General features: G+C 34.6%; 15 protein-coding genes. 8 read left to right on the top strand and 7 right to left on the bottom strand.

Annotation, left to right across the window (positions count from 1 at the left end; all coding sequences use genetic code 11):
* The first annotated feature begins 4 nt into the window (after positions 1–4).
* The 5 genes from pstC to IPN31_06155 all read left to right on the top strand — a co-directional run bounded on the left by pstC (position 5) and on the right by IPN31_06155 (position 5,824).
* A complete protein-coding gene (gene pstC, locus IPN31_06135) occupies positions 5–886 on the top strand; it encodes a phosphate ABC transporter permease subunit PstC (protein ID MBK8681472.1) in 882 nt (293 codons plus the stop codon).
* Entirely contained in the window at positions 879–1,733 is an 855-nt protein-coding gene (gene pstA / locus IPN31_06140; protein ID MBK8681473.1) for a phosphate ABC transporter permease PstA, read from the top strand. The genes pstC and pstA overlap by 8 nt, the downstream gene beginning before the upstream one ends.
* Before the next feature lie 7 nt (positions 1,734–1,740).
* Positions 1,741–2,496, top strand: a complete 756-nt coding sequence (locus IPN31_06145; protein MBK8681474.1) for a phosphate ABC transporter ATP-binding protein — start codon at positions 1,741–1,743, stop codon at positions 2,494–2,496.
* Positions 2,497–2,514: 18 nt separating this feature from the next.
* Entirely contained in the window at positions 2,515–3,186 is a 672-nt protein-coding gene (gene phoU / locus IPN31_06150; GenBank protein MBK8681475.1) for a phosphate signaling complex protein PhoU, read from the top strand.
* A 265-nt stretch (positions 3,187–3,451) separates the two neighbouring features.
* Positions 3,452–5,824 (top strand): arylsulfatase, encoded by a 2,373-nt coding sequence (locus tag IPN31_06155; protein ID MBK8681476.1) that lies wholly within the window; start codon positions 3,452–3,454, stop codon positions 5,822–5,824.
* A gap of 171 nt (positions 5,825–5,995) precedes the next feature.
* Here the strand turns inward: IPN31_06155 and rny are convergent, their stop codons facing one another.
* The 4 genes from rny to IPN31_06175 all read right to left on the bottom strand — a co-directional run bounded on the left by rny (position 5,996) and on the right by IPN31_06175 (position 10,792).
* Positions 5,996–7,588 (bottom strand): ribonuclease Y, encoded by a 1,593-nt coding sequence (gene rny / locus IPN31_06160; protein ID MBK8681477.1) that lies wholly within the window; start codon positions 7,586–7,588, stop codon positions 5,996–5,998.
* A gap of 81 nt (positions 7,589–7,669) precedes the next feature.
* Positions 7,670–7,969 carry a cell division protein ZapA gene (locus IPN31_06165; protein MBK8681478.1) on the bottom strand — a complete coding sequence of 100 codons (300 nt, stop codon included), beginning with the start codon at positions 7,967–7,969 and terminating at the stop codon, positions 7,670–7,672.
* A 97-nt stretch (positions 7,970–8,066) separates the two neighbouring features.
* On the bottom strand, positions 8,067–8,363 hold the full coding sequence (locus IPN31_06170) for a hypothetical protein (GenBank protein ID MBK8681479.1): 297 nt from the start codon (positions 8,361–8,363) through the stop codon (positions 8,067–8,069).
* A complete protein-coding gene (locus IPN31_06175) occupies positions 8,363–10,792 on the bottom strand; it encodes a phenylalanine--tRNA ligase subunit beta (protein ID MBK8681480.1) in 2,430 nt (809 codons plus the stop codon). The genes IPN31_06170 and IPN31_06175 overlap by 1 nt, the downstream gene beginning before the upstream one ends.
* 176 nt (positions 10,793–10,968) lie before the next feature.
* Between IPN31_06175 and IPN31_06180 the strand changes: the two genes are divergently transcribed.
* Positions 10,969–12,081, top strand: a complete 1,113-nt coding sequence (locus IPN31_06180; GenBank protein ID MBK8681481.1) for a hypothetical protein — start codon at positions 10,969–10,971, stop codon at positions 12,079–12,081.
* A 2-nt stretch (positions 12,082–12,083) separates the two neighbouring features.
* Here IPN31_06180 and IPN31_06185 read toward each other — a convergent pair whose 3' ends face one another.
* Together IPN31_06185 and IPN31_06190 are read right to left on the bottom strand one after the other, a co-directional pair.
* A complete protein-coding gene (locus tag IPN31_06185; protein MBK8681482.1) occupies positions 12,084–12,950 on the bottom strand; it encodes an Omp28-related outer membrane protein in 867 nt (288 codons plus the stop codon).
* A gap of 9 nt (positions 12,951–12,959) precedes the next feature.
* Positions 12,960–14,534 carry a hypothetical protein gene (locus tag IPN31_06190; GenBank protein MBK8681483.1) on the bottom strand — a complete coding sequence of 525 codons (1,575 nt, stop codon included), beginning with the start codon at positions 14,532–14,534 and terminating at the stop codon, positions 12,960–12,962.
* Between the two features lie 163 nt (positions 14,535–14,697).
* Here IPN31_06190 and IPN31_06195 point away from each other — a divergent pair, with 163 nt between their 5' ends.
* Both IPN31_06195 and IPN31_06200 read left to right on the top strand, forming a co-directional pair.
* Entirely contained in the window at positions 14,698–15,198 is a 501-nt protein-coding gene (locus tag IPN31_06195) for a TlpA family protein disulfide reductase (protein MBK8681484.1), read from the top strand.
* Between the two features lie 149 nt (positions 15,199–15,347).
* Entirely contained in the window at positions 15,348–17,327 is a 1,980-nt protein-coding gene (locus tag IPN31_06200; protein ID MBK8681485.1) for a S9 family peptidase, read from the top strand.
* On the opposite strand, the gene hemW is transcribed toward IPN31_06200, so the two are convergent.
* The gene (hemW, locus tag IPN31_06205; GenBank protein MBK8681486.1) at positions 17,328–18,455 is read right to left on the bottom strand and encodes a radical SAM family heme chaperone HemW; all 1,128 of its coding nucleotides are present in this window, start codon (positions 18,453–18,455) and stop codon (positions 17,328–17,330) included.
* Positions 18,456–18,488: the final 33 nt, after the last annotated feature.

Consider the following 18,488-nt stretch of genomic DNA (forward strand, 5'->3'; position numbering starts at 1 on the left):
TGCAATGATTAACGTAAAGTCTGAGAAAATTATTGAGTGGTTATTGTTTTTATGTGGAGCAATAACAATTCTTACAACCTTAGGAATAATTTGGGTTCTTTTTTTTGAAACTTTTTTATTTTTTAAGGAAGTTTCTTTTATTGAATTTTTTACCGGTAAGGAATGGACGCCTTTATTTGCAGATAAACAATTTGGAATTCTTCCATTAATTTCAGGTACGCTTTTAACTTCCTCCATTGCAATATTTGTAGCCTTACCTATCGGATTAAGTATTGCTGTATATCTCAATGAATATGCTCACGGAAGTTTAAGAAAACTTGTAAAACCTGCCTTAGAAATATTAGCCGCAATTCCTACTGTAGTCTATGGTTTTTTTGCACTTACAGTTGTAACACCGTTACTTCAAAAAATTATTCACGGACTTTCAGGATTTAATGCGCTCAGTCCTGGAATAGTTATGGGAATTATGATTATTCCACTTATCTCTTCTTTGAGTGAAGACGCACTTTATGCAATTCCAAAATCTTTAAGAGAAGCAAGTTATGGGTTAGGTGCATCTCGTTTTCAAACATCATTTAAAGTTTTAATTCCGGCTGCATCTTCCGGCATAATGGTTTCAATAATTCTTGCCATATCAAGAGCAATTGGTGAAACCATGATTGTTGCAGTAGCTGCCGGAATGGAACCTAGATTAACCTTTGATCCTACAGTTCCTATTGAAACTATTACTACTTATATTGTACAAGTATCCTTAGGTGATGTACCGCAAGGTTCATTGGAATTTAAAACAATATTTGCCGCCGGAATGACGCTGTTTGTTTTCACATTTATACTCAATACGTTTACTGCTTTAATTAGGCGCAAATTTTATCACAAGTATGAATAAACGCTCAAACCGAATTATAGATTCTGCCTTTAAATACTGGGCAATTTTCTGTACCGTATTTGGCCTTGCTATACTTTTCTATTTTATTATAAATATTATTGTTCAAGGTGCTGCAAGAATTGATTGGGATTTTTTAACAAACCTTCCATCAAGAAAACCTGAAAACAGCGGAATATTTACTGCTATAATGGGAACAATATGGATACTCGTTTTAACGGCTATAATTTCTATACCAATTGGTGTAGGAGCGGGTATTTATTTAGAAGAATATGGGAAACGCAGTCGCTTAAATAGTTTGCTCGAAATAAATATTACTAATCTAGCAGGCGTCCCTTCGGTTATATATGGCATTTTAGGCCTGGAAGTTTTTGTGCGAAGTGCTGGATTAGGTGGAAGTGTTTTAACTGGAGCACTCACACTTGGCCTGTTAATTTTACCTGTAATTATTGTGGCAACTCGGGAAGCTATTAAAGCAGTGCCGCATACCATTAAAGAAGCATCCTTTGCTTTAGGAGCAAGTAAATGGCAAACTATTTATAGACAAATTTTACCTGCAGCATCCGGTGGAATTATTACAGGTGTTATTCTCGCTTTGTCAAGAGCTATTGGTGAAACAGCACCACTCATAGTGGTAGGTGCATTAATGTATGTACCTTTTGCACCAAGCAATCCAATGGATGAATATTCTGTTATGCCTATGCAAATTTTCAATTGGATATCACGACCTCAAGCAGGATTTGCAACTAATGCTGCAGCAGCAATAATTGTTCTTCTTATAATTACATTTATTATGAACGGTTTTGCAATATTTTTAAGAAATAGTTGGCAGAAAAAAGTTAAATGGTAAGTAAGGTATGATTTACAAATGCGCAGCAGAAAAAGTAAATGTGTGGTATGGAAATTTTCATGCCTTAAAAGATATTTCAATTAAAATCAGTGCTCATACTGTAACTGCTTTTATTGGCCCTTCGGGATGTGGTAAATCCACATTTTTACGATTAATAAACCGTATGAATGATTATATTGATGCATTTAAAATGGAGGGTAAAATATTATTAGATAATCGGGATATTTATAGTAAACATATTCATGTAGAAGAATTGAGAAAAGAAGTGGGTATGGTTTTTCAAAAACCGAATCCATTTCCCAAATCTATTTTTGATAATGTTACGTACGGATTAGTAATTCAAGGTATAAAAGATAAAAAGGTTTTACAAGAAGCTTGTGAAAATGCATTGCGGCAAGCAGCATTATGGGATGAAGTGAAAGATGATTTAAAAAAATCTGGTCTTGCACTTTCCGGTGGTCAACAGCAGCGATTATGTATTGCACGCACACTTGCAGTTAAGCCAACGGTATTACTAATGGATGAGCCTGCTTCTGCATTAGACCCGATTTCTACAGCAAAAATTGAAGAACTAATATTGCAACTTAAAAAGAATTATACTATAATAATTGTAACTCATAACATGCAACAAGCAGCTAGGATAAGCGATAAAACGGCATTTTTTTATCTTGGAGAACTTGTAGAATTTGATACCACAGAAGTGGTTTTTACCAATCCCAGAAAAGATCAAACACAAGCATATATTACCGGTCGTTTTGGCTAAAAATTAAATATAGAAAGTATGTCGCAAATAGATACACCTGTTATTCGGATGAAGGCAGATTTAGATGAAATGTTTGAAACAGTGGGAATGCAATTACATAAAACAAAAGATGCTATGCAAAACTTTGATAAGGATCTTGCCCGAGATGTAATTCAAAGAGAAAAAAGAGTTAATAGCCAGGAGTTACAAATAGATAGAGCGGCTGAAAATTTTATAGCACTCTTTAATCCTGTTGCCATTGATTTGCGATTTGTATTGGCGGTACTAAAAATAAATAGTAATCTGGAACGTATTGGCGATATTGCCGAGGGTATCTCTAAGTATATCGTAGAATCTTCTTCTAGCTTAAATGAAGATGTTTTAGAAGAGAGCAATATTATGCCAATGTATGACGCAGCACTTATGATGTTATACGATGTAAAACAATCCTTTGAAAAAGAAGATACCGTAATAGCAAGAAAAGTGTTTAAAACAGATGAATATTTGGATCATATTAATTTGGAAGCAATAGCAATATTAAGTACTCTTATCAAAAAGAATCCTGCAATTGCAGAAGACGCACTGTATGCAATTTCCATTATACGCAAGTTGGAACGTATTGGTGATCAGGTAAAAAATATTGCTGAAGAAATAATATTTTATTTAGAAGCGAAGGTGCTAAAGCACAAAGGCGACATGAAGAGGGATTAATAAAAGCAATTTTTCCTTTTGTGTTGAAGCTTAAAATTTTCTGATCATTCAATCCGCAAATGCTTAGCTAAATTGTCAGGCGATAAAAATGATAACAGGGATTAAAAAAATTTGGTAGCACTGTTTGATCGAATATTAAAAACGAATTATTCTAGAAATTCTATTTACACTTAGTTAGCCAATACAAAGTTCTTCTAAGCACAAAATAAATTTGCAGAGCTTCAATTATTATTTAATAATTTTCCAAAACATAATTAAAATCAATATGAAAAAATTAAGAATCAATATTTGTTTATTTGCATTAGCCGGATTGTTTTTGCTTTTTGGCTGTCAGAAGCCTGCTGCAGAAAAGGAGGCTTCAATAGATACCACGGGATCTTTGGACCGAACTATTTTACCAATTAAGGAACCAACCCGTCCGAGTTATTCTGAATTAGATGTCAGAAATGCTACACCTCCTGCAAGATTTGAGGTGAATGCTCCGGAAGGTGCTCCAAATGTCATTGTTATTCTTATTGATGATATGGGCTTTGCTGTTAGTGAAGCGTTTGGCGGTCCTGTTCCAATGCCTTCGGTGGAAAGATTGGGAAATAGCGGATTACGTTATACTCGTTTTCACACCACATCACTTTGTGCACCTACTCGAATGGCTTTGCTTTCCGGATATAATCATCACTCTAACAATATGGGTGTAATTACAGAACTGGCTACAACATATCCGGGATATACGGGTGTGCGCCCGCAAACAATTACACCAATGGCAGAAGTACTAAGACAGAATGGTTATAACACCGGGCAGTTTGGGAAATCACATGAAGTACCACCTTGGGAAATTTCTAATAATGGTCCGCAGGATCGTTGGCCTGCACATTCGGGATTTGAAAAATTTTATGGTTTTCTTGGTGGTGAAACCAATCAATGGGCGCCGTTAATTTATGATGGTGTTACATTAATCGAAACGCCAAAGGATATTAATTATCACTTCACCACTGATATGACAAATCAGGCAATTTCCTGGATAGGAACTCAACATTCACTTCAGCCGGATAAACCATTCTTTATGTATTATGCGCCGGGTGCAACACATGCACCGCATCACGCACCTAAGGAGTGGATTGATAAATTCAAAGGAAAATTTGATGGCGGTTGGGATAAACTACGTGAAGAAACTTTAGCACGTCAAATAAAATTGGGGATAGTGCCTCCGGATACTAAGTTAGCTCCAAAACCAAAGGACATTAAAGATTGGGAAACACTTTCTGCGGATGAGAAGAAATTATTCTCACGCCAAATGGAAGTGTATGCAGGGTTTGCAGCTCAAACAGATTATGAAATAAGCAGATTAATTGATGCGGTGGAAGAATCTGGGGAATTAGACAATACTATTATTATTCTAATTGCCGGGGACAACGGTGCTAGCGCAGAGGGACAAATGAATGGAATGTATTCAGAAATGACATACTTTAATCAAGTACCTGAAACAGTTCCTGAAATGTTAACGCATTATGACGAATGGGGGTCACCAAGTACTTATCCGCATTTCGCAGCCGGTTGGGCAGTTGCTTTAGATGCACCATTTTCATGGACCAAACAAGTAGGTTCTGATTTTGGTGGTACAAGAAATCCTATGGTTATCAGCTGGCCGAAAGGCATTAAAGTACATGGAGAAAATAGAACTCAATTCACGCATGTGATTGATATTGCACCAACAATTTATGAAATCTCCGGAATCCCATCTCCAAAAACGGTAAATGGTATTGATCAAGATCCAATAGAGGGAACAAGCTTAGCTTATTCTTTTAATGATGGTAATGCACCAGAAAAACACACTGTGCAATATTTTGAAATGTTTGGCAACAGAGGAATTTATGAGAATGGTTGGTTTGCAAGAACAATCCATCGTGCTCCCTGGCAGTTTAAACCGGATCATACATTAGCAGAAGATGTTTGGGAATTATATAATACTCTTGCTGATTATAGTCTTTCTAATAATGTTGCTGCGCAAAATCCGGATAAATTAAAAGAAATGCAAAACCTGTTTATGCAGCAGGCTGAATTATACCATGTACTCCCAATTGATGATAGATCATTGGAAAGAATGAATGCAGAATTAGTGGGCCGACCTACAGTGCTTGGCAACAGAACATCTGTAACTTATGTGGAAGGAATGAGAGGTTTAGGAACAGATATATTTATTGATTTGCGAAATAAGGGTTATGTGATGACTGCCGAAGTAGAAGTTGAAGCGAATGCCAATGGTGTTATGGTTTGTCAAGGCGGCAGATTTGGTGGGTTAACATTTTACATTAAATCCGGTAAGCCTGCATTTAGTTATAATTACCTTGGATTGGAAACAACAGATATAATTGCAAATCAAACATTGAAGCCAGGTAAGAATACAATCGTGTATAATTTTGATTATGCCGGTGGTGGCCAGGGAAAAGGTGGTACAGGAACAATTAGTATTAACGGAGTGAAAGTAGCGGAGGGAAGTTTAACCCGCACGCAACCCGGAATATATTCAGTGGATGATTTGGCAGATATAGGAATGGATGAAGGTACCTGGGTAGCCAATTACGGATCCACAGATAAGTTTAGTGGTAAGATTAATCACGTTACAATTGAGATGAAGAAATAGAAACAGAATATTAAATTTAGATTTTAATCTTATAAAGAACGGGTTCTCAATTTTTCAAGACTCGTTTTTTTTATGAATACAATTTGGATAAAATATTCATTTAAATTATTGACAAAAAAAAGATTCTGTAGTGATGATACAGAATCTTTTTTTATAATAGAGTTGAATTAGCTATTTCGCATAAGAGATTGCTCGGGTCTCTCTGATCACGGTAACTTTAATATGTCCGGGATACTGCATTTCATCTTGTATTTTTTGTGCTATCGCAAATGATAGATCTTCTGATTTTTTATCATCTACTTTATCTGCTTCTACAATTACTCGCAATTCTCTACCCGCCTGAATTGCAAATACTTTTTCTACACCATCGTATGCCAAAGCCAAAGTTTCCATTTCTTTAATACGTTTCAGATAACTTTCTAATATCTCACGTCTTGCCCCTGGTCTTGCTCCGCTGATTGCATCACAAGCTTGAACAATCGGGGAAATTACATACGTCATTTCTAATTCATCGTGATGCGCACCCACTGCATTTACAATGGCTGGATTCTCACCATATTTTTCACAAAGTTTTGCGCCGAGCAATGCATGTGATAATTCACTTTCTTCTTCAGGCACTTTCCCAATATCGTGTAATAAACCTGCTCGTTTTGCTATCTTCGGATTCAAACCCATTTCAGCCGCCATCACTGCGCAAAGGTTTGCTACTTCCTTGCTGTGCATTAATAAGTTTTGACCATAAGAAGAACGGAAACGCATACGACCTACAATTCTTACAAGCTCAGTATGTAATCCACTAATGCCTAATTCAATTACTGTGCGTTCGCCAATTTCAACAATATGTTCATCCAATTGCTTTTTTGTTTTTGCAACAATTTCTTCAATACGTGCCGGGTGAATTCTTCCATCTGCAACCAAACGTTGTAAAGACAATCTCGCTATTTCACGACGCACCGGATCAAAGCCGGAGATGATAATTGTTTCCGGTGTATCATCCACAATTAATTCTACTCCCGTTGCTGCTTCTAATGCACGAATATTTCTTCCTTCACGTCCAATGATCTGTCCTTTTTGATCATCACTGTCAAGATTAAAAACAGATACAGTATTTTCAATGGTTTGTTCTGCTGCTGTGCGCTGAATAGTTTGAAGAATAATTTTTTTAGATTCTTTATTTGCTTTCAGCTTAGCCTCTTCAATAATTTCTTTTACATATGCCATCGCTTTATTGCGGGCTTCATCTTTCAATGTTTCAATTAATTGAGTCTTTGCTTCTTCTGCTGTCAACTGCGCTATTTGTTCTAATTTGCTTACATGCTCGGTATAAGCTTTATCCATTTCTTGTTTGCGGATATTTACCAATTCCAATTGTCTGCTTAAATTATTGCGCACATTTTCAGTTTCAGCTTCTTTCTTTTTATAATTTTCTTTCTCCTGCGCCAATTGATTTTCCCGATTGCGCATGCGAGCTTCCTGCTCTTCTAATTTACCCACTTTTTCACGACGTTCCTGTTCCACCTCAGCTTTCATTTGCAGAAATTTTTCTTTGGCTTCCAGTATTCTATCTTTCTTAATACCTTCAGATTCAGTAATCGCTTTTTGTTTTATTAATTCAGATTCTTTGCGAGCACTTGCAATTAAATCATCTGTTTCCTTACGCACAATTTCTCTTTCCTTCTTGTTAGGAGCAAATAGAAATTTTCCAATAATTAAACCGATTATTATGCCTGTGGCTGCACCGATTCCTATAGCCATGTAATCCATATGTTTAGAATTTATAGTGATAGACTGCAGCTATTGCGCACACATAAGAGGGAGAGAATTTATAGCCGGTATGGTAAAAAATTAATCCAGTGCTTTAGTAAGCATTGTATCCATACGGGCAATATCATTTAGGATTTCGGAGTCAACATGCTGATGATTAGAATGAACTGCTTGATTTTCGACCGAAAGTGTTAATGCACACATCGCCAAATAATCCTGTTTATCTTTTCCTGCAAATTGCTCCTGTAATTCTTTCACTTTATCCGATATATTTTTTGCTGCCTTTCTGACAACCTCTTCTTCTGTAGGCTTCACTTTAAGCCTGTAAGGTCTGTCGCAGATTTGCACGTTAATATTTATCAGGGTGTTGTTCTCGCTCATCTTCAATGCGTAATAGCCGTTTCGTCAAAATTGGCAACTAAATTAAGAATTTTATTTAATTGGTATCCACATGTTATGTAGTAGCAGGGATAGATAACTAATTATTCAGCAATTCAATACAGCGGTCAATTTCCCGTATAAATTCATTGATCTGTTGTTTCACCGCAGTTTTATCCTTTGTTTCAACACTACCGGACAAGCTGTTGGCAGTTTTCATCACATTGAGTTGTCGTTGGAGCTCTGCCAATTGCATATTTTTTTCTGCAAGTGCCTGACGCAATGCATCTAATTGATTTTTATTTATTTCATATTCACTTTTCAGTACTGTATGATTGCGGATTAATCGTTCCAATCCGGATTTAAGTGAAGATATATTTTCTTTCAGGTTATTCATTACTTGCGAATTATTGCATTAAGTTCAGTTTCATATCGCTTCATCATAGATTGCATGATTGCATCAATGGTGGTATCAGTTAAAGTTTGTTCATCATCCCTAAAGGTAAGTCCGAGTGCATAGGATTTTTTGCCTTCCAGATTTTTACCTTCATATACATCGAATAAAATTACATCACGCAACACATTTTTTCCTTCTTTATCGGCAACTTCTTTTACCATGCTAAAAGTTATTTCAGGATTCAGTATCAAAGCAAGGTCACGACGCACTTCCGGATAACGTGGTATTTCCACAAAATCGGGTGCAGTTATTCTGCTGTTTTCTAAAATTATATTCCAATCGAGTTCGGCATACCAAACCGGTGTTTTAATATCAAAAGCATCGGTAAGGGATTTATTTACCAATCCATAAATACCCGCTTGTTGTTTATTTACAATTATTCCATTTCCATATTCAAAGATTGCATTATTGGAAAGTGCTTTTTCAGTAAATGCAATTTTTTGATGTGTATAGATTTGATGAATATATTTTTTTAATTCGAAGAAATCTGTTTGCTGTTGTTTTGTGCGCCATGATTCTTCATTGGCAAATCCGGTGAGATATAAAACAAAAATTTCTTTCTCATCAAATCCATTATTGGTCTTAAAAAATGTTTTACCAAATTCGTAAAACTTCAAATTTTGCTGTTTGCGGTTGATATTATATTGTATCACTTCTAACCCGCTGAAAATATGTGTTTGTCGCAAACAATCTAATTCATTGTTTAATGAATTTTTTAATAGCACCATACTTTTTTCCAAGGTGGGAGCAAAATTCAAAATGTACTTGGAACGGCTGATAGAGTTCGTAAATATTTCATAAAAACCCAAAGCCGACATACGTTTACCCGTATTAAGACGCAACTGTTCTTTATCCGGTGAAGGTCGTAATGTAAATGGTATGCGAATGGATTCCGGTACAGGTGTATTATTGTATCCGTATAATCTCAATACTTCTTCAATCAAATCAATTTCACGGGTTACATCATTTTTATAAGAAGGCACTTCTACATCAATGCCTGTTTCATTGTTTGCGATTATTTGAATATGAATTGCCTGTAATATTTCCTGTACTTCCTTATTCTCAATTTTAAAAGCAATAAAATCTTCCAGTCTTTTATAGCGCAATCGAATTTTAAAAGGAGCAACAGGTTTGGGATAAATATCAAAAATATCAGAAGCAATTTTTCCACCAGCAATTTCTAAAATTAATGATGCAGCAAGATGTAATGCCCGAAGTGTTATTTCCGGATCTGTGCCTTTTATAAATCGTGATGATGCATCTGTTTTAATATTATGTATCCGTTCTGACTTTGCTATACTTTTCGCATTAAAACATGCGCTTTCTAAAAATACTGAAGTAGTATTTTCAGTAACACCCGAATGTAATCCACCTAAAACACCGGCGATACACATGGGCTCTTCTGCATTGCAAATCATTAAATCATTTGCAGAAAGTTTTCTTTCTTTTTCATCTAATGTGATGAAAGAAATTCCTTCAGGTAATGTTTTTACAATTATTGAATCTCCTGTAATTGCGTTTGCATCGAATGCATGCATTGGTTGGCCTAAACCATGAAGCACATAATTTGTGATATCTACAATATTATTAATGCTGCGCAAGCCAAGTGAATTCAATTTATTTTTTATCCATTGCGGAGAATCTCCAACTATCACATCTTGAATTAATACACCTGAATAGCGAATGCATTTTTCAGTATCTTCTACTAACACTTTGAAATTTGAATTCACTGCAGGCTGAATTTTTTTATTCATCCATTCAGTTTTCAAATCAACAGATTCTATATTTCGGATTTGTAAAGCTGCTTTTAATTCTCTTGCTACACCATAATGTGAAAATGCATCTGCATGATTTGCTGTTAAACCGATTTCAAAAATAAAATCAGAATACACATCAAAATAATCTTTCAGAGGCGAGCCGATAACTGCATTATCCGGAAGAATAAATAAACCATCATGACTGGTTCCCAATCCTATTTCATCCTCAGCGCATAACATTCCTTCGCTGCTCACACCACGAATTTTTGCTTTGCGTATTTCAAATGATTCGGCATTTGTTGGGTATAAAGTGGTTCCTACTTTTGCAAAAATTACTTTTTGTCCTGGTTTTACATTTGGAGCTCCACAAACCACTTGCACTGTAGTTTCACTTCCATAATTTATTTGTGTTACCTGTAATCTGTCGGCATCAGGGTGTTTTTCAATTGATTCTACATAGCCTACCACTAATCCAATCAGTCCGCCTTTCACAGATTCATATTGTGTAACACTTTCTGTTTCTAATCCTATGTCTGTTAAAAGTGCAGAGGCTTCTTCCACAGATATTTTTGTTGGAAGTATTTCCTGCAGCCAGTTCCACGATATTTTCATCTCCGGCAAATTTAATTGAAATGTACAAGGTCATTATATCTAATCATGAAATAAAATAATAGTAAAAGAAGAATTTGCAAGTACTTTAAACACTTTGCTAACCAATCATTTAAAATTGAATACAATAACTACATTTAGTTTTACAGCCGAATTAAATAATTTCTCAAATTGAATTTATGATTACTAAAAAGACTTACCACATAATTTTAATCTCATGTATTTTATTTCTCAGTCATTCTTTATTAGCACAGGAATTAGATTCACTCGAATATAAACCTTCATTAAAAGTGAAAGCTTTAATTCAAACAAGATATGAAAGTACACTCACGGATAATGTCAATTTCTCAAATCAAATTAATCCCGATGCGGTAAATAATAATTTCAGAATAAGAAGAGCAGAGATACGCACTGATTATTCTTTTAATCCAAATCTGAAAGGTGTAATTCGTGTGCAGATTCCTGCTTTAAAAAGTAGTGCACCGGGAACATTTCTGGAATTGGCATATATAGAATGGAGGTTTAAGGAAGCATTTGTAATAACAGCAGGTCAATTTAAAGTGCCCTTTGACTTGGATGAATTGACTTCGCATACTGATTTGCGTATGATTGATCGTGGAACTACAAGCAGTTTAATAAGTGCAAATAGTCAGGCTTCTTATCAACCGGGAATAATGATTACCGGAAGTTTTAATAATGAGAGGCCAGTGTTGAATTATTATTTTGCAATTCAAAACGGCAGCAACAGAGCAGTGAATTTTGATATAGATAATAAGAAAAATGTAACTGCAAGGTTGGAGTATTTTTTATATAAAGAATTGCGATTGGGAGGCAATGTGCAATTAGTTGGATTAAATGAGGATAATGCTTTGGGTTTTGGAGGAGACATTTCATTGCAAAAAAGATTGAACACAAAAAATCTTTTAATTGCTGAAGCATCTTATTCGCAAGGTGTGAATTCAAGTATTTACTTAAATGATACTGCTGCAATAAAAGAATTAGATAATTATATGCTGAATGGATATTTTGGTCAATTGGTTTGGAAAACAGATATCATGAAAAAGTGGTGTCGCACATTTGAATTAGGCGGGAAATATGAATTGACAGATCCATTATTGGAAATAAATCAAAATGCGTTTTCTGTAATCACAGGCATAATTGGATTTAATTTTTTACCCAATAATACAGCACGATTACAATTGCAAATAGAAAATTTTATTTTTGAAAAAGAGATTCCGGGAGTAACAAAAAATTTTACACGATTTGTAACACAATTTCAATTATATATTTAGATTTAATCAACCACATTTATAGATGATGATTGCAATACTACTTTGTTGGATGCTGTAAACGTATTTACAAAAGCGACCACAGAAACATTGGTATCATTCCAATTATCCGGCAATGCCATTGAAAATTCTTTTTCAAAAACACGACCCGGAATTAATTCTGCATTTAATATTACACCTGTGGTTGGCGTCATCATATCACGCAGTACATGATTATGTTCGTAGTCATAATTTATTCCCGACAAAGTTTCCTGTAAATCAATGATATGATCTTCCAATAACATAATACTTAAATGATTTTCATCAGTAACTGTTCCGGTATAAACAACTTTTACAGTAACATTTAATTGACGTGAATCGGCATCGTATTCCTTTGCCATATATAAATTACACAAAGTGGGTTCATCTAATCTATCTTCCACAAAAATTTGATAATTGGAAATTAATAAAGTGGTAAGATTTCCTGTACCTGCAAAATCATATCTGTCAATAACGCCAGCAGGCCAGCCAAACGCAGGTCCGAGGTATGCATTCAATTCATTTGCTTCAGGTATCACATAATCTTCATTACTTTCCGGGTAAGGTCCTGCAAAATAATTATGTTCTGCAATAACAATAATTCGATCCGGATATAAATTCTGAAGCTCAGTAGTTTTATCATGAGCTGTCGGGCAATTCACACATTGCACACCGGTAAAATCTTCAAACAGTACCACTCGTTGTTGTGGCGTTTCAATTAACGGCTGTACATAAGTAGTATCCGTAAGTGATGTATCCACAGGAGTAAAATCAATTGCTGGTCCTATTTCAGTGCAAGCTTGTAAAATAAAAATACTACAAGCAAAACAAATGATTTGAATATTATTTTTCATAATTCCGAATTAAAAGTTAGTAAGGATTCCAAATTTATATCCGCTAAATGCAGGTTCATATCTGCACACGCCACCGGTACAAACAATACCTTCTGTTTGTTTAACATAGCTTAAAGAAAATCGTGATGCCTTATAAGTATAAACTGCTGCCAACATCGGATAATGCAATGCATCTACTGTTTTCAAAGGTTTGTAATTCCACATATCACTTGCAGTAAACGACCATTGCGGGGCAATATTAAATTCAAGTAAAGCAAATATCCAACTGCCATAATCATGATCATTATATTGATATTGTGCCTCAATACGCAACGATTTTTTTCTGTCTAATTTATAAGTGAATTCAGCAAATGGTGTAATGGGTTCCACCATTGGTGCATTTGGTTTAAACTCAAAAACTTCTTGATTATATTGAATATACTGTGCACCAATAAGTAGCTTATATTTTTGACGGCGCATTTCATAGTCAGCATAAATTTCTCGGAACAACAACGTATCAGCATTAAATGTCTGCGAATAATTTACCCCGAGAGTATTTCCTTTTGAAGGAGTGTAGGTAACATTAAATTGAAATGCATTTTCACCCAACTCTTGAGCAACGGCTTGATATCTTGCAGTAAGTCGTGTGGAATTTTGACGAGACATAGCAGGGAGATAATCCAAAATGCCATCTAGCAATACTTCATTTGGGGAAACACGCATTGCCCAATCCTGCACTTTGCGAAATTGCCCGGTAATACCAAATCCTTTTACTGAATAAGAAAGTGCTGTGAATGCAGCATAGCCATTTGCATTAAATAAATTGCCATCGGTTGCACGAACAGCTTCTTCACTTTTAAAAGCTAATTCAAGATTCCATGCAATGTTTTTTACATTTAAAGTATGATAGTAAGAACCCGCATACATATTATATGCAGGAACAAATCTTTCTTCAACTGGATAACTATTTATGGTTGAAACAATCGTATTCATATTATCCTGATCCAGTGTTCGGTTTAAAATAGAAACACCGGGAACAAAATTTACAGTTCCGTTTCCAAAGGTGTATTCTGCAGTTCCTCCTTTTATTACAGGTTTATAAGTAGAGAATAAATCTTTTTGCTGTCCGGCAAATGCTTTCAATGTAAGATTCGTTGTTAATTGATATTCCAATTGCAATCCGAATAATGCATTATCAATTCCAAGCGGACGTTCTTCATAACTTCTGAAAATAAGTCCATTCGCAATTTGATCGTATAAGTATCCACCACTTATGGTAAGGTTATCTAATTTCTTTTTTACATACCAGCGGCCAATACCTTGAGCTGTGTAAGGTGTGCCCGGATTATGCAGATTTGAGTTATTAAAAACATCCAAACGTATTCCTGCTTCAAAGCCCTGATCCTGATTTTGATAATATACATTTAACCAACCATTTACCCCAGTTAAAAGATTGTCGTAATGTGGTGTGCCGTACGCACCAATTAAAGAGTCACGCTGATAAAATTCAACATTAGATTCAAAATCTCCACTCAATTGCCCCTGCGCATTTACTAAAGTTTGATGGATGCATAGTATACATATAATACAATAGTATCTCTTCATATCTTGTATTGTTAGATGTGCCAAAGATATATTCTTGATCCTAATTTATCATTGAAGTTTGTGGATGTGAGTTGATTTTACATTCAGAATTGAGTAAAAGAATTGGTTTGCATGGCATAATTGTTGGCAAGAGGTAATATCTTTGAACACTTAAAATTATACAATGAAGTTTTTAACCACCTTACTGATTTTTATTCTCGGCAGCCAAATAGTTTTTTCGCAAGATAAATTACCCTCTCTTGAATTATTTGATATTGATGGCAATAAAATAAATGTTGCCACTTATGGTGAAAATGGAAAAATTACAGTTTTTAATTTCTGGGCTACTTGGTGTACTCCTTGTAAAAAAGAGTTGAATAACATTGCAGACTTATATGAAGATTGGCAAGCAGATTATAATGTTGAAATAATTGCAGTATCAATTGACGATTCAAAAACAACCGCAAATGTGAAGTCTTATGTAAATGGTCAATCTTGGGATTATAGCGTATTATTAGATGTAAATAAAGATTTGCATCGCATGTTGAATGGTCAGACTGTTCCTTTTACAGTTATTGTAGATCAGAATGGAGTCATCATTGAAAAACGCAGTGGATATATAGAAGGTGATGAATATATATTGGAAGATATGTTGAAAGAACTTTCTGAAAAATCAAATAAATAATTCTCCAAAAATATTTTAACGCATAACTAAGCAGGTATTATTTTTCGGAATAATACCTGTTATTTGTTAAACACTGTTAAACGTCTGCCTCTGACAGAACTACATAGCAATCTTATCATGTTTCAGGTTATATCTTTGAATTGCAGGTTATGCAGAAAACAAATCAAATTACTTCTTTTAGTTTCAGTGTTATTTTACTGATAAGCATATTTAGTATTTACGGAACTTGCAGAAAAGAAACTCCCACAATAATAAATGATGAAGCAGGTATCCGTGAATTAATAAGTTTCGACGATGGTGATATTCCTGTTGAATCTTTTTTTAAAAATCCTGAAAGAACATCTTATACAATTTCTCCTAATGGGAAATTTATTGCGTATCTGGCTCCTTACCAGAATCGTTTAAATATTTTTATTCGTGGTATTCAGGATGAAACTCCCCGCAGATTAACTTCAGAAACAGATCGTGATTTGAGTTATTATTTATGGAAGAACAACAATACACTCTTATTTGTAAAGGATGATAGCGGCGATGAAAATTATAAACTTTTCAGTGTAAGTACGGATGGAGAAACAAATCAAATAACAGAACTGGAAGGAGTGCGAATAAACATTATTGATGAATTACCTGATTCAGAAGATGAAGTTATTATATCAATGAATAAAGATAATCCGGCATTATTCGAACCTTATAAGGTGAATATAAAAACAGGGGAATTAAAAAAATTAGCTAACAATACAAATTTGAAAAAACCAATTACACAATGGCTTTGTGATAATAGAGGTAATGTAAGGATAGCCTTATCGGTGGAGCAAGGTACTATTACACATTTATTATATCGTGATAATCCAGACTCTGTGTTTCGTTCTATTTTAATTAGTAATTGGAAAGATATGGTGCAGCCTATGTTTTTTGATTCGGACAATATGCATATCTATGCATTGTCGAATTTAAACAGGGATAAAGCTGCATTGGTGAGAATAAATCCAAATGATCCCGAAAATCCTGAATTAATATTTGAACATCCCGATGTAGATATTTGGTGGGCAGAAAATTCACGGAAGCGAAGAGTACTTACTGCATATTACTATATCACCGATAAAAAAAATACGGTGTTCACAGATCACAAATTGAACGAATATTATAAATATTTAAAAACTCAATTGCCCAATAAAGAAATTTATTTTAGTTCTATTGATGATAATGAGGAAAATATTATTGTAAGAACTTACTCAGATATTTCACCTGGCAGATATTATTTGTTTAATACATTAACTAATAAGTTGGATATGCTTGCCATACTCAACGAAAGTATTAACGCCGATGAAATGTCGCCAATGCAATCTATTAGTTTTAAATCGAGAGATGGCTTAACTCTTCATGGTTATTTAACCATTCCAAAAAACAGTAACGGCAAAGAAATCCCAGTAGTGATGATGGTGCATGGTGGGCCTATGTCACGGGATATGTGGGGATTTAAACCAGATGTACAATTGCTCGCAAGCAGGGGATATGCAGTAATGCAAATAAATTATCGTGGCAGTTGGGGCTATGGAAAATCTTTTACAGAAGCAGGCTTCAAACAATGGGGATTAAAGATGCAGGATGATATTACCGATGGCGTTAATTGGTTAATACAACAAGGAATTGCAGATCCGAAACGCATTGCTATTTATGGTTCTTCTTATGGTGGTTATGCTGCATTAGCCGGACTTACATTTACTCCCGATCTCTATGCATGTGGTATTGATTATGTTGGGCCTTCAAATCTTTTTACACTCTTAGAAAACCTGCCTGCATATTGGGAACCTGAAAAAGAAATGATGTATGAAATGATTGGTCATCCTATAAAAGACAGTGCATTACTCGCTTCCGTTTCACCGGTGTTGCATGCTGGAAATATTTCAGCACCATTATTTATTGCACAAGGAGCAAATGATCCAAGAGTAACAGTTTTAGAATCACAACAAATGGTGGAAGCATTACACAATAGAAATATTAATGTGGTGTATATGCTAAAAGAAAATGAAGGTCATGGTTTTCGTCTGGAAGAAAACAGACTTGAATTCTACAAAGCAATGTGTGGTTTTTTAGCTACGCATATTCCAGCTACACAATTAAAACCCTAACTATTCTTCAAGAAAAAGATTGCTGATAATACTATCGGAAATAAATCTAACTCGCTCCTGAATTATTAAAATATCCTCGCCTTCAGTTACAAATACATCTTCTGTTTGCTTAATATTTTCTAATAATGTATTATAAAAAGCATCACCGAATTTTTCATTAAACAAGTGCAAATTCAAACCTTTACTTTGGCGCAAAGAAATCATAATCATTTCATTTGCTTGTTGCACAGGAGTGAGTAATTCTATTTCGTATGGAATGATATGTTGCACTATATTATTCATATATAATGGATTGCTGCTCACATTCCATTGTCTGGAAATTCCATTGTAAGAATGAGCAGATGGACCCACTCCTAAATATTGTTTGCCTTCCCAATAGCTGCTATTATGCACTGCATGAAATCCGGTTTTTGCATAATTGGAAATTTCATAATGTTCATATCCATATTTAGTAAGCAATGCATGCGTGATATGATATTGTCTTTCAGATTGCTCTTCATCCAGAGGAGGTATGTTATTTTTTTTTATTGCATGAAATAATTCTGTTTTTGATTCAACGGTTAATGCATAACACGAAATGTGTGGCACATTTTCCTGTAATAAAGTTTCAAGATTTTGAATCCATTTAGCATCTGTCAATCCGGGCACACCATAAATAAGATCTACTGAATAATTTGTAAATCCTGCTTGCTTAATTGTTGTAATACAATTAATTGCTTCCTCTGCATTATGTGCACGATTCATCCATTTCAAATCAATATCAAAAAAAGATTGCACACCTAAACTTAAACGATTGATTCCTGCTTTGCGCAATGCAAGAAGCATGGTTTCATTAATATCGTCGGGATTTGCTTCCAGAGTTATCTCTGCATTTGAGTCAACAATAAAATTTGAATGAATAGTTTTTAGTATTGATTCCAAATAATTTACATTTACTAATGAAGGAGTGCCACCACCAAAATATATAGAAGCGATACGATTTTTGTTTAAATAGTCCTTTCTTAATTCAATTTCATTTTCAATACACGTTATCATTTGCGGAATTCCTTTTACAGAAGTACTAAAATGAAAATTGCAATAATTACATTTCTGTTTGCAAAAAGGAATATGAATATAAATTCCGGACATCTGATTAATGAGTGAAGAATGTAATGTGATTAA

Source organism: Bacteroidota bacterium (assembly GCA_016715425.1).
Lineage (GTDB): Bacteria > Bacteroidota > Bacteroidia > Chitinophagales > BACL12 > JADKAC01.